Raw genomic sequence first — 13,702 nt, forward strand, 5'->3', positions numbered from 1 at the left:
CCGGAGCCTGACCAAAAGCTTGCCCAATTCCTGACAAATTGAGCTCAAATACAACAATCAGGCAAAAGCGCAGGTAGAAGATAAGGAGAACAGGAGGCCAAAGGTCCTCATCTCCACAATTGATGCGATTTCCAAACGAATCTCCACGGCTAAAACAAGCATCGCCACCCTTGTATCGAACAAGACAACCGCGTTATACTATCCCCCACATATGCGGGCATCGCCAAGTGGTAAGGCATCAGCTTCCCAAGCTGACACTCGCGGGTTCGAGTCCCGTTGCCCGCTCCAAAAAAGTAAAAGCACGACACCGTTTCGGTGCCGTGCTTTTTTCAACAAAGCGCCGGGACTCGAACCCGACAGGGTGCGAGCGTTAAATAAACGCGAAGCGTTTATAGCGAGCAGGCAAGGGCGCCGATAGGCGACCGCAGCCGGTGCGGATTTGCGAAGCAAATACGCGGACGTCCCGTTGCCCGCTCCATCGAGCGCGGGAGACCTTGGGACGGCCAATTCAACAAAGTCTTCCCCATCGTCTCCGTGAATCCGAGGAGATCGACCGCAGCCGGTGCGGATTTGCGAAGCAAATACGCGGACGTCCCGTTGCCCGCTCCATCGAGCGCGGGAGACCTTGGGACGGCCAATTCAACAAAGTCTCCCCCATCGTCTCCGTGAATCCGAGGAGATCGACCGCAGCCGGTGCGGATTTGCGAAGCAAATACGCGGACGTCCCGTTGCCCGCTCCATCGAGCGCGGGAGACCTTGGGACGGCCAATTCAACAAAGTCTTCCCCATCGTCTCCGTGAATCCGAGGAGATCGACCGCAGCCGGTGCGGATTTGCGAAGCAAATACGCGGATGTCCCCATGCCCGCTCCAATTCCAAAATGTTAGGTTAATGCCTGCTGCCCATACTCGCACCCGCGCACGGTACAATGGTTGAGTTACGACCAACGTGCCAATAACCAAAAAGGAGCCGCTATGATCGATCGCTATACCCGCCCGGAGATGGGACATATCTTCTCCCTCGAGAACAAGTATGCCATTTGGCAGGAGATCGAGGTTCTGGCCTGCGAGGCCCAGGCGGAGCTCGGCAAGATCGGCATTTCTAAAGACGAAGCCCAGTGGATCCGCGACCATGCCAACTTTGAGAAGGCGAAGGTCGATGAGATCGAGGAGGTCACGCGCCACGATGTCATCGCCTTCCTGACCAACATGAAGGAATATATCGACGCCGATGTTCCCGAGGGCGAGCCCAAGCCTAGTCGCTGGGTTCACTACGGTATGACCAGCTCCGACCTGGGTGATACTGCTCTGTGCTATCAGCTTACTCAGGCGTGTGACCTGATTATCGAGGACGTCAAGAAGCTCGGCGTGATCTGCAAGCGCCGCGCCTTCGAGGAGCGCAATACGCTCTGCGCCGGACGCACCCATGGCATCCATGCTGAGCCGATGACCTTCGGCATGAAGTTTGGCTCTTGGGCATGGGAACTCAAGCGCGACCTTGATCGTCTTGAGGATGCTCGCAAGAACGTTGCCTTCGGTGCCATCTCCGGTGCCGTCGGCACCTACAGCTCCATCGAGCCGTTCGTCGAGGAGTACGTCTGTGAGCACCTGGGTCTGGTTCACGACCCGCTGTCCACGCAGGTCATCAGCCGCGATCACCACGCCTATCTTGCCGGCGTGCTTGCCACTACAGCGGCTACCTGCGAGCGCATCGCGACCGAGGTCCGCAACCTGCAGAAGACCGATACACTCGAGGCCGAGGAGCCCTTCCGCAAGGGCCAAAAGGGCAGCTCCGCCATGCCGCACAAGCGTAACCCCATCACCATGGAGAAGGTCTGCGGTCTGTCGCGCGTCGTGAAGTCCAACGCCCAGGTCGCCTTCGACAACGTCGCCCTGTGGCACGAGCGCGACATTTCGCACTCTTCCGCCGAGCGTGTCGCCCAGGCCGATAGCTTTATCGCGCTTGACCATATGTTCCAGTGCCTCATTCGCGTTATCGACGGCCTGCAGCTGTATCCGGCCCGCATGATGGCCAATCTCAACAAGACCCGCGGCCTCATCTTCTCCTCCAAGGTCCTGCTTGCCCTCGTCGATACGGGTATCACCCGCGAGGATGCGTACGCCATTGTGCAGGAGAACGCCATGGCCACCTGGCACGAGGTGCAGGATTGTGTCTCTGGCCCCACCTTTAAGGAGCGTCTCGAGGCCGATCCGCGCTGCACCGTCAGCCAGGAGAAGCTCGACGAGATTTTTGATCCGTGGGACTTCCTCACCCGCATCGATACGGTCTTCGATCGCCTGGAGCAGCTGAGCTTCGAGTAGGGTTAACCTAATTCGACCGCTTGCGGATGCATTTCAACCTTTGGCGCCTTGCCCGTCTTGGGCGAGGCGCTTTTTTTACTGTCGCATATGCGCCCGGGTAATAAAATGAACTCCGACTGCTGTTTCGATGAAAGGGGGCACGTGCCCAGACGCATCAAGCGGGCCACCATCGTCTCGTTTACGCTCATACTCCTTGTTGCCGTCTGTGCGGGCGCCCTGACGTATACCGTTCGAAGCAGTTCTTCCTCCTCGAATGAAGCCGATAGAGATCTCCCGGTGCTCAAAATCGGCGTTACGGATAACGACCCCTATGTGTATGTCGATACCACGGGCGATTACGCCGGTATCGATATCGACATCGCCCGCGAGGCCTGCAAGCGTGCGGGGCTCAAGCCACAGTTTGTCGATATTGACTGGAACGATCGCGACCGGCTGCTCAAAAACGGTGATATCGATTGCCTGTGGTGTGACTATTCTCCCTGTTATCGCGAGGATAAGTATTACTGGACCGAGCCGTATCTAACCGTGACGGTCTCGGTTGCCGCCAAGAAAACGAGTGGCATCAAGTCCTTGGCACATCTCGATGGAAGTAAGACCATTGCGGTGATTGCGGGTTCGGTGAGTGAACGCCGATTGCTTGCGGGGGATCTGGGGGTCTCGTCGGACGTTCAAATCAAATCATATGGCTCTGCCGAACTCTGCAAAGCCGCTCTAGTCAAAGGGTACGTTGACTGCTGGATGGCGGATGTCCAGTCGCTTGACCGACTCGTTGCTCAGTATCCCGGCGTTTACCGTGTGTTTGCCGACAATGTTATGACGGTTGACCTGGGCGTCGCGTTTGATGACAGCTATGAAGGATCGGTCGTAAAGGATCTCAATACCGCGCTGTTCGACATGGATCGAGATGGCACGATTGACCGTATTGTGGGCAATTACAAGACAGGAGCGACGACGGGCGGGCAAGGAGGAAATTCATGACAACTGATGAGCACCGCTTGAGTCGAAAGACTCTGAACGTCATAGCTGCCAGCGTTATTGTCAGCGCCGTCTTGTTAGGCCTGTTGTATACGGTTGGAACCCATCGCTGCCTCGAAAAAACGCTTGGGTTTGGCCAAGAAACCATGGTGTTTTTGGAGAACGCTTGCGAAAAATATGACCGCTACGAACAGGGGAGAAAAACCGAGGCGACGCACGATTTGCTCGCCGCGGTCGAATCGTTTGCGACGTTCCTGTCCTCTGATCGCGTTGAGGTTAACGACGATCTTATCGAGCAATTTGTCCATGCCGAGAACCTTTCGGGGCTGATGGTCATGGACTCCGATGGCCATATGGCTGCCCACTACGACATCGATGGTCGCGATCCGCTCATGTTGTGGCGAGATGAGTTGGCCTGTTCGCCGGTCGCATCGATGTATCAAGGTTCCAAAGTGACCTACTCAACTGTCGATGAGCGCCGTGGTGTCGTTTTTGCCGTCTGTGCTGTTCCGTATGGCGACGGCGTTGCCCTGGCATACCGCTCACTTGTTTCCGATACGGCGGACGACTATTCATATGCCATAGCCGACGTGCTTTCGAACAGTACCTTCCACCAGGGTCCCACGGTGCTTGTTATGGAGGATGCGGAGATTGTCTCATCCAACAGTGCCGATGCTGACGTGTCGCTCGCCCGACTCCTCACCAGCGTAGGAGTTGAGTGGAAAGACGACGGCCTGACGCGCATCGAATATCGAGGAGACGAATGGTATGCCGTGCGTGCGGCATATAAGGACTACCGCCTGTTTGCGCTATATCCCAAATCTGAGGTCATGTCTGACAGGATTTCATTTGTCGCCGTCGGCGTCTTGGTGTGTCTTGCGTTTTGGGTCGTGGTGCTGTTGGCTCGAAATATCGTTGACCACCGCAATTTGGTCGAAAAGGATAAACAGCTCGGCATTATCAATGCCATAAGCGCCATCTACGATTCGACCTTCCTTTTGCATCTCGACACCCTCGAGATCGAGGGGATCAATATGTCGCCGGCGATAGCGAAAATATTTGCCGAGCACAGCGAGGCATATGACTTTATGGACACGGTCTGCCGGGATATCGTGAGCCCCGAAAGCCGCGAAGCGGTTGTGGGCCTCGTAGATGTAAGTTCGCTTCGTGAACGTATGGAGGGCGTACCGTACTTGGCTGCCGAGGTGCGAGATTGTCGAGGCGCTTGGTACTCGCTACAGGTTGTCCCCCAGCATCGCGATGAGCAAGGCCGGCTGGAGTCGGTCGTCGTGGCGACGCACAACATATCGATGGTCAAGCATGCCGAGGAGCTGTCATATCAAGACAAACTGACGGGGCTTCGCAACCGCAACTATCTTGAATCGCGCGGAGATAGCCTGGTAAACGAGGACTTGCCCGTGAGCGTGATTATGTTGGACTGCAATTATCTCAAGCGGACCAACGACATCTATGGTCACGAGATGGGGGATGAACTGCTGCGACGGACGGCGTCCGTGCTGCGGCGGGTGGCTGGTGCGGATTATCTGCCGATGCGCCTTGGCGGCGACGAGTTTTTGCTGGTTTGCCCCCATACTGACAACGAGTCTGCGCTCGGGCTGGAACAGGATCTTCGTCTCGGTCTTGCCGCGGTAAGCGATGAGGCCCTGACGGTCAGCGCATCGATTGGCGTGGCGACCGTCGAGACGGCTGGAAATACGCTGGCCGATGTATATCGTGTCGCCGACCACAATATGTATCGGGAGAAGCGCACGGTCCACGCACAGGGTGCGGACTGCTAATCTTGCCCCCGCGAGTCCATGCATCGTAGGATGTTGAATCGGTGCTTGCGATAATAAGTCGGCCCAGGCGGGGATAATAGACGTCTGAAATTTCTTTCTGAGAGGGGATCTCAATGATTAGTTTTGACTACAAGCCGCAGGGTGTATGCTCTCGCAATATTCACCTCAATCTCTCTGACGATGGCAGCAAGGTGCTGGGCGTTGAGTTTACCGGCGGCTGTGACGGCAATCTCAAGGCAATCTCCAAGTTAGTCGAGGGTGCTCCTGCCGATCGCGTAATCGAGGTTCTCGCCGGTAATACCTGCGGTATGAAAAAGACCTCTTGCGCCGATCAGCTTACGCGCGCTATCGAGGCCGCTCGCGCCGAGATCGCCTAATGGGTATCGCCGACCACATCAAGAATGGAATATCGCGCCGTGGCTTTGTGCTCGGCGGTGCTGCCGCGGGCGCTGCCACGGTGCTTGCCGGTTGCTCGAAAAAAACGGGCACCAGCGACGATGCCGCCGGCGAGCCGCAAGTTATCAAGGACGATTCGAAGATTGTCTCGATCACTGATGAGTACGAAGCTGTTGATATCGATCTTGAGCCGGCGGCGTCGTGGACGCTGCCGCTGGGCACGCTGCTGTACTACTGCGATGGCGACTACGCTGCCGCGATGACGGCGCCTGCTTCTGCCCTGCATGCCAATACGCTTGGTGTGCTCAACCTGGGCGATGGCTCGCTTACCACACTTATCGAGGATCCCGTTGAGGGAACCGGTTATGCGTTTTACGACGTTCGCGCGGGTGATGGCGTGTTCGCGTGGGTCGAGATGAACTTTGCCAATGCGTCTTGGAAACTCTATGCGCAAAACCTTGCAGGCTCCTCCCTTACCGGCAACGCTGTCGAGCTCGATCGCGGTGGCGAAAATTACGATCCGCCGCTCTTCACAGCGTATGGGTCGTCGGTCATCTGGTATAAGATGCCCTCGTCCGGCGGCAGCAAGACGAGTAACGATTCGTACTGCTACCGTCAGTCGCCTAGCGAGTCCAAGCCTGAGACTATTTGGAAGTCGACGGGCCGCTTCGCATCCGCCCCGCGTGTGAGCGACGGCATCCTGACCATCTCGCCCCGCGTGCACAATGATGAGGGCGTCTATTACGGTATGACGGCGATCGACCTGACTGACGGCAACAATACGAAGCGAGCTCAGCTGGTGCTTCCTTCGTCGGTTTCGCCTTTCGAGGCCGTGTATATGGGCGACACCTTCGTGTTCTCCATTGAGGCGACGTATAACGGTGTGGGTAGCCTGGGCAATATGGGCACCTATATCGGTAACGAGGGCGGGCCGTACCTCTTCCTTTCGCGTGAGCCGCTCGCGTGCGTTGCGGGAAGGAAAAATAAATACCTGGTTAAAGTCCAGGCGTCGCATTTTTTGATTGACACTTCGGCTAAGACCTACGGCTCGCTTCTGTCGCCCGACCGAGCCCTGGAATATGGCGATTATCCAGCTACGGCGGGAAAATCGGACTCATTCCTTACGTACGCCACGGTGCGCAACAGCCAGGGTATACCCGAGACGGTCACCGCACGCCTATTCTCTCTTTAAGCTTAGAGGGGTTAAAAAGGCGCCAACAGGGGAATAAACGCGTTGTAATTGTGAGTACCGCCCGCCGAGCTGCCGCGTCATAGTGGCATCCGGCGGGCTCAGGTGCGTTAAAATGGGCTTGTTCTTAGCTGATTGAGACAGGGGGGCCGTGTTATGGCTTCAGATGCAAAAAAGATTCTGCTGGTCGAGGATGAGAAGGCAATCCGTGACGCCGTCGCTGCCTATCTCGAGCGCGAAGGCTACTGGGTTGTGGGTGTCGGCGACGGCCAGTCCGCGATCGAGGAGTTCGAGAAGCATCAGTTTGACCTGGTCGTGCTCGACCTTATGCTCCCCAAGATCCCCGGCGAGCGCGTTTGCCGCACCATTCGCGATACCTCGGATGTCCCCATCATCATGCTGACTGCCAAGGGCGAGATCGAGGACCGTATTATCGGTCTTGAGCTCGGCGCCGACGACTATCTGATTAAGCCGTTCTCGCCGCGCGAGCTTGTCGCGCGCGTACGCGCTTTGTTCCGCCGTGCCCATCAGGCCGACGAGCCAGCCGTCGAGGTACTCGACTTCGGCGATCTGGTCATCGATATCTCGGGCCACAAGATTTTGGTCGAGGGCAAGGAAGTCGACCTGACGGCTTCCGAGTTTAAGCTGCTCACCACGCTTGCCCGTCACCCCGGTCGCGTCTACAACCGCATGGAGCTGGTCGAGAAGGTGCTCGGCTACGACTTTGAGGGCTATGAGCGCACCATCGATAGCCACGTGAAGAACCTTCGCGCCAAGCTGGGCGATGATCCCAAGAAGCCCAAGTGGCTCTACACCGTCCACGGTGTCGGCTATCGCTTCGAGGCTCCGGCCAAGACCGATAAGTCGGACGAGAAATAGGGAAATCACATATGACACCTGCGCGCTTTGAAATCGGACAAAAGCACAAGCAGGAGAGCGAGGCGGGTTCCAAGGCTAGTTGGAACACGCCTCGTTCCGATTCACGGCCAACGATGAGCTATCCCTCGCGCATGGCACTTGCTTTTGCTCTGACATCGCTCATGACGGTATTGGTGCTGGTGGGCGTGGTCTCTGTTGTGTGGGGCACGGTCTTTTCGGATTACACGCGCTCTAATATCGTCGAAATCGCAAATTCCGCTGCCGAAAAGCTTGCGACGTCGTATGAGGAAAACGGCAATTGGACTGCGGGCGAGCTACGTACGGTCGCGACATCGAGTTTGGTGTCCGACGATTTGGGTATGCAGGTCGTCAACAAGAAAGGCGTTGTCGTTTATGACGACTCATGGCCTTCGGCAAGCGCGACCGCCGATGTGCGCGAGAACGAATCGCCGTCGAGCAGCTCGAGCGGTAAAAAAGCATCGCATAGTCCGGTCTCGTCGGCTCCCACCGGCTCCGATAGCGTTGCAAACGTCGAAATCATAACGTCTTCCGGCGAGCATGTCGGACAAGTAAAGCTGTGGGCCATCGGCTCCGATGCCTTGCTCACCAAGGCAGATTCTGCGTTTAGGGAGAAGACCTTTAACGCCATGGCCCTTGCTGCGGTTGTTGCAGTTTGCATTTCGGTCGTTATCGGATCACTCGTGTCGCGCATGCTCACCAAGCCGATTCACCGTATTACCAGCACGGCCAAGCAAATTCGCGATGGCGATCTGTCTGCTCGTACGGGCTTGCGCGGCGATGACGAGATTGATCAGCTGGGTGAGACCTTCGATGAGATGGCCACTTCGCTCGAGAAGGATATGAAACACGAGAAACGTTTGACCTCGGACGTGGCTCACGAACTTCGTACTCCGCTTATGGCCATGCTCGCAACGGTCGAGGCCATGCAGGATGGCGTATATCCTACCGACGATGAGCACTTGGAGACTGTTGCTTCCGAGACGCGTCGCCTGGCTCGTCTGGTGCAGCAGATGCTCGACCTGTCGCGCATGGAAAACAGCACGGCTCCGCTCAACCTTGAGCCGGTGGACATGGTTCCCTTCGTGCGTTCCATCGTCAATGCCCAGGAGCGCCTGTTTGTCGACCGCGATCTGCGCTTGCGCTTTGCTGACGAGACCCAAGGTCACGACGATGTCGTCGAAGCCGATCCCGACATGATCACACAATGCGTCATCAATCTCATGAGCAACGCCATGCGCTACACCCCCGAGGGCGGTTGGGTCGTGGTGTCGGTGCTCAGTGACCGCAAACACGTCAGCGTCGCCGTTTCTGATACCGGCATCGGTATTGCCAAGGATGACTTGTCGCGCATCTTCGGCCGTTTTTGGCGCGCCGATGCCAGCCGTGCCCGTGAGGCGGGCGGTCTGGGCGTGGGCCTCGCCGTGACTAAACAGATCGTCGAGCGACATCATGGCTACATTTCCGTGGAGTCGGAGCTTGGAAAGGGTACGACTTTTACGATTCATCTGCCTCGCGAGCACACGGCGGACGCGGCATCTACTACAATGGAGCACTAGCTTTTCGCTATTCGGTGAAGGAGGGGTTTCGTCCCTGCCGCTCCGAGTTTGCGAAAACGTGCGGGAAAGAACCCGCATTACTGTCGTATTTTGGTAAGGAGTGACTCACGTGACAACGATGGAGCGTCGTCCGGATTCCCGTGGCAAGGTTCGTGATATCTACGATGCCGGTGAAAACCTGCTGATGGTCGCCACCGACCGCATTTCTGCGTTCGACTTCATTCTTCCCGACGAGATTCCGTTTAAGGGAGAGGTGCTCAACCGCATCTCGGCATTCTGGTTCGATAAGTTTGCCGACATCGTTCCCAACCACCTCGTTTCCATCGACCCGGCGGATTTCCCCGAGGAGTTTGCCGAGTATCGTGACTACCTCGCAGGCCGCGCCATGCTGGTCAAGAAGGCCCAGACGATTCCTATCGAGTGCATCGTCCGCGGCTATCTGACCGGTTCGGGCAAGAAGACCTATGACGAGAACGGTACCGTCTGCGGCATTCAGCTGCCCGAGGGTCTGACCGAGGCCTCCAAGCTTCCCGAGCCGCTGTTCACGCCGTCCACGAAGGCCGAGATCGGCGACCACGACGAGAACATTTCGTTCGAGCGTTGCCGCGAGATCGTGGGCGAGGACATCGCCGCGCAGATTCGCGACCTGTCCCTCAAGATTTACAAGGCCGCTGCCGAGTATGCCGCGACTCGAGGCATCATCATCGCCGACACCAAGTTCGAGTTTGGTGTCATCGATGGTAAGGTTACGCTGATCGACGAGTGCCTCACGCCCGACTCCAGCCGTTTCTGGCCTGCCGCCAGCTACGAGGAGGGCAAGATTCAGCCCAGCTACGACAAACAATTCGTCCGCAATTGGCTCAAGGCCAACTGGGATATGACGGGGGAGACCCCGCATCTGCCCGCCGAGGTCATCGATGGCACGTCCGAGCGCTATCGCGAGGCCTTCCAAATCATCACGGGCTCCCAGTTCACAAGCATGAAGGAGAACGCGTAAGTGAGTACCCGCAGCGCCACGAACAAGCGCACGCAATCCCGCGAGGTTACCGGGGTTGCGCGCAAGTCCGCCGCATCCGCTAAGCCCGCCCGTCAGGCAGCGAGCTCTGTTCACGTCGTGCCGGCATCATCCAAGGCACGCCGTAAAGAGCTCGAGAAGGGCGAAAACCTGGAAGGCCTTTCCAAGGAGGAAAAGCGCGCCCGCAAGGCCAAGCAGCGCGCCCGCGAGGATCGCATCTACACGGTGTCGAATATCCTTCTCAAGCAGGATGAGGACTACACCAAGCGCCGCCGTATTTGGTGGGCTGTGCTCGCTATCGGCATGGTGTTCATCGTGGCAATTTGGGTTTCGTTCTACTTCGTTCCCGGCGGCACGGTGTCCAGTCCTGTTCAGATGGTTGGCATCGTTGTGTCCTATGTCATCATCCTGGGTGACTTTATCTATGACTTCGCTCGTATTCGTCCCTTGCGCAACATGTACCGCGCGCAGGCCGAAGGCATGTCCGAGAATAAGCTCAACGCTCTTATCGAGCGCGCAGCTGCCGAGGAGGACAAAAAGGACTCCAAGAAGAAGTAGCGTTTGCATGCATACTTATCGCTAAGATATAAGGCGCGTCGTTTTTGCGGCGCGCCTTTTTACTGTTCTATAGATAGATGGAGTGGCACATGATTCGAGCTGCCCTGACGGTCGAAGAAGCTCTGGAGGGCATGAAGGCCCTGGAGCCCAAGATTAAAAACTATGCGCGTCTGGTTGTCCGCAAGGGCGTAAACGTCAAGCCCGGCCAGGAGGTTGTCGTTCAGTCTCCGGTCGAGTGCGCGCCATTTGCCCGCGTGGTGGTCGCGGAGGCTTATGCCGCCGGTGCCGGTCACGTGACAGTCATTTGGGCCGATGACGCCGTGACAAGGCTTACGTACGAGCATGTCGCTAAAAGCTATTTTGAGCAGACGCCCGAGTGGAAGCGCCTGCAGTTGGATTCCCTGGCCCAGGACGGTGCCTGCTTTATCTTTATCGAGGGTGCGGACCCAGCGGCTCTGAAGGGCATTGACCCCGCCAAGCCCGCCGCGGCTTCCAAGGCAAGGAATACGCAGTGCAAGGTCTTCCGCCGTGGGCTGGACTACAACATCAACCCGTGGTGCATCGCCGGCGCGCCGGTCGTTGCCTGGGCTCGCGAGGTGTTCTCGGGCGATGCGGATGAGGTTGCGATCTATAAACTATGGAATGCGATTCTGCACACCGCTCGTGCCGATGGCCAGGACCCGGAGAGCGACTGGGAACTCCATGACGCCGCATTCGAAAAGAATCTGCGTTTCCTGAACGACAATCGTTTCGACTATCTGCATTACACCTCGGCAAATGGAACCGATCTGACGATTGGCATGACGAAAGGTCACGAGTGGGCCGGCGGCAAGGGCGAGACGCCCGATGGGCACCCATTCTTCCCCAACATTCCCACCGAGGAAGTCTTCACCTCGCCTGATCGTATGCGCGCCGACGGTATCGTGTACTCGGCCATGCCGCTCATTCACCACGGTAACAAGGTTGATGATTTTTGGATTAAGTTCGAGGCCGGCCGCGTAGTGGACTACGATGCCCGCGTGGGCAAGGCGACGCTTGCGAGCATCATTGACACCGACGAAGGCGCCGCTCGTCTGGGCGAGGTCGCGCTCATCTCCAAGAACACGCCGATCCGTGAAAGTGGCGTTCTGTTCTATGACACGCTCTATGATGAGAACGCCAGCTGCCATCTCGCGCTGGGTGTCGGTTTCCCCGAATGCATCGAGGGTGGGTATGACATGTCCAAGGAGGAGCTCCTGGAGCATGGCGTTAACGTCTCGAGCACGCACGTCGATTTTATGATCGGCACGGACGATATCGATATTACGGGCATTACGCCTGATGGACGTGAAGTTGTGATTTTCCAGAACGGCCAATGGAGTTGGGAATAGTCCCAGACCGTGGTACAATGCCACCCGCGGGCCGTTAGCTCAGCTGGCAGAGCAGGGGACTTTTAATCCCAAGGTCCAGGGTTCGAACCCCTGACGGCCCACCATAGAATAGAAAAGCGACTGGCGGATGCCGGCCGCTTTTTTGTTGCCACGACATGGGTTCGAACCCGTCGGGGCGCGGAGCTGAGTAAACGCGTGAGCGTTTGCCAGCGCAGCGCGCAAGGCGCAAAAGCGCCGCAGCGGCCGCCTGCGGAGCAGGCTGAACCCCTGACGGCCCACCCAAAGTAAGGAATACGAAATGAAAACAAATAGATACGGAATTAGCGGCAGCACATTAAAGATAATAGCAGCCATTTCGATGGTTCTCGATCATGTAAGCAGGATCGTCCTGACCAATGGAATCATGACTCACGCATCGTACAGTCAGATATCAGACGAACAGTGGGCGATTCTAAGCGAGGCTTCGGATGTGCTTCATGTTCTTGGCAGAATTGCATTTCCCTTATTTTGCTTTTTGATAGTTGAGGGATTTTTGCATACTCATGACATAAAGAAGTACCTGCGAAATATGCTTGTCTTCGCAATCATTGCGGAGCCCATATACGATTTCGTTCAAACCGGGCAACTATTCGACCTTCGGCAACAAAATGTTATGTGTGAGCTCCTGCTTTCCTTGGTCTTTTTGATTATTCTGGAAAAGATACGAAGCCTTTCAAAATGGAAGAGATGCATCGCAGAAATTGCTCTGATTGTTTTGACAGCACTGGCAGCTGAATACACTAAACTAGATGGCGGTGTGTATGGCATTCTGCTTGTGGCTGCATTCTATTTATTCCACGACAGCAAGGGCAAGATGTTCTTTGCTGCAGTATGCGCAGTGCTCCTTTCGTCATGCCATATAGTTGGCGGCGGATTTGAGCTTGCTGCAGCTAATGTACTTAATCCTGATGTTGCTGCCGCGGTTGTTTCGTTGCTGCTTATCAATTTTTATAATGGCAAGCGAGGGCTGAGGCTGAAATACTTCTTCTACATTTTCTATCCGGCACATCTTGCTCTGCTTTATGGTGTCTCACTTATTGTTTTGAACTGTCTTTAAAAACTCTCAAACAAGTCTCTGAAAGCAGAAACAAATTGACCCTAAGACTGCTTGTGAATTTCAGGAAGACCTGAGAGATGCGAGGATAGACAACGAGGGCTGCAGAAAGATGCTTCGAAAGCATGAATGGCAGCGAGAAAATGAGTTCGGAAGCACCCTCTGGATGCTCCAGCATAGAATAGAAAGCGATCGGCTCCGGCTGGTCGCTTTTTAGTTGACGGTGCACGGGTTCGAACCCGAACTTCTCTATATATAAGAACGCTTGGCGAACAAAACCTGCCTTTTACCGACGGGAAACAAATAGCTGATGCTTTTGGAGTAAAGTGGCGCACCAGAGATAACCGACGCCTTAACACCTATAAACCAGCTGGTCATCGCCAATATCAGAAGCTGCTGCTTCGAATACGGCCTCAGTGAAGCAACTGAGGGTTCTATTCATTTGTGAACAAAATATGGAGTGCGCGATTCCCGCCCACGGGGGCCCTCCGGTCTGGCAATATATCTCCTTGCCGCGCGGCCCGGTCGGAC

At 56.3% G+C, this 13,702-nt stretch carries 11 protein-coding genes and 2 tRNA genes; all 13 read left to right on the forward strand.

Annotated features, from left to right (window positions below; translation table 11 throughout):
- Positions 1-213: 213 nt before the first annotated feature.
- The 13 genes from DWW12_RS06715 (at position 214) to DWW12_RS06775 (ending at position 13,174) form a co-directional block, all read left to right on the forward strand.
- A tRNA-Gly gene (locus DWW12_RS06715) sits at positions 214-288 on the forward strand.
- A gap of 685 nt (positions 289-973) precedes the next feature.
- Positions 974-2,320 carry an adenylosuccinate lyase gene (gene purB / locus DWW12_RS06720; RefSeq protein ID WP_117640633.1) on the forward strand — a complete coding sequence of 449 codons (1,347 nt, stop codon included), beginning with the start codon at positions 974-976 and terminating at the stop codon, positions 2,318-2,320.
- Between the two features lie 141 nt (positions 2,321-2,461).
- A complete protein-coding gene (locus DWW12_RS06725) occupies positions 2,462-3,298 on the forward strand; it encodes an ABC transporter substrate-binding protein (RefSeq protein WP_158551316.1) in 837 nt (278 codons plus the stop codon).
- Positions 3,295-5,094 carry a GGDEF domain-containing protein gene (locus DWW12_RS06730; RefSeq protein ID WP_117855535.1) on the forward strand — a complete coding sequence of 600 codons (1,800 nt, stop codon included), beginning with the start codon at positions 3,295-3,297 and terminating at the stop codon, positions 5,092-5,094. The genes DWW12_RS06725 and DWW12_RS06730 overlap by 4 nt, the downstream gene beginning before the upstream one ends.
- A gap of 113 nt (positions 5,095-5,207) precedes the next feature.
- Positions 5,208-5,471: a TIGR03905 family TSCPD domain-containing protein gene (locus DWW12_RS06735; protein WP_089572560.1), complete on the forward strand. Its 264-nt coding sequence runs from the start codon at positions 5,208-5,210 to the stop codon at positions 5,469-5,471.
- Entirely contained in the window at positions 5,471-6,682 is a 1,212-nt protein-coding gene (locus DWW12_RS06740) for a twin-arginine translocation signal domain-containing protein (RefSeq protein ID WP_117855536.1), read from the forward strand. The genes DWW12_RS06735 and DWW12_RS06740 overlap by 1 nt, the downstream gene beginning before the upstream one ends.
- 153 nt (positions 6,683-6,835) lie before the next feature.
- Entirely contained in the window at positions 6,836-7,558 is a 723-nt protein-coding gene (locus tag DWW12_RS06745) for a response regulator transcription factor (protein WP_006236208.1), read from the forward strand.
- A 131-nt stretch (positions 7,559-7,689) separates the two neighbouring features.
- Entirely contained in the window at positions 7,690-9,135 is a 1,446-nt protein-coding gene (locus tag DWW12_RS06750; RefSeq protein WP_369832428.1) for a sensor histidine kinase, read from the forward strand.
- A gap of 118 nt (positions 9,136-9,253) precedes the next feature.
- Positions 9,254-10,132 (forward strand): phosphoribosylaminoimidazolesuccinocarboxamide synthase, encoded by an 879-nt coding sequence (locus DWW12_RS06755; protein ID WP_117855537.1) that lies wholly within the window; start codon positions 9,254-9,256, stop codon positions 10,130-10,132.
- Positions 10,133-10,708: a hypothetical protein gene (locus DWW12_RS06760; RefSeq protein ID WP_117855538.1), complete on the forward strand. Its 576-nt coding sequence runs from the start codon at positions 10,133-10,135 to the stop codon at positions 10,706-10,708.
- 89 nt (positions 10,709-10,797) lie between these two features.
- The gene (locus DWW12_RS06765; protein WP_117855539.1) at positions 10,798-12,078 is read left to right on the forward strand and encodes an aminopeptidase; all 1,281 of its coding nucleotides are present in this window, start codon (positions 10,798-10,800) and stop codon (positions 12,076-12,078) included.
- A 28-nt stretch (positions 12,079-12,106) separates the two neighbouring features.
- Positions 12,107-12,182 (forward strand) — tRNA-Lys (locus tag DWW12_RS06770).
- Between the two features lie 194 nt (positions 12,183-12,376).
- A complete protein-coding gene (locus DWW12_RS06775; protein WP_117803424.1) occupies positions 12,377-13,174 on the forward strand; it encodes a TraX family protein in 798 nt (265 codons plus the stop codon).
- Positions 13,175-13,702 lie beyond the last annotated feature (528 nt).

It is taken from the genome of Collinsella sp. AF14-35 (genome assembly GCF_003464565.1).
In the GTDB taxonomy this organism is placed as follows: Bacteria; Actinomycetota; Coriobacteriia; order Coriobacteriales; family Coriobacteriaceae; genus Collinsella.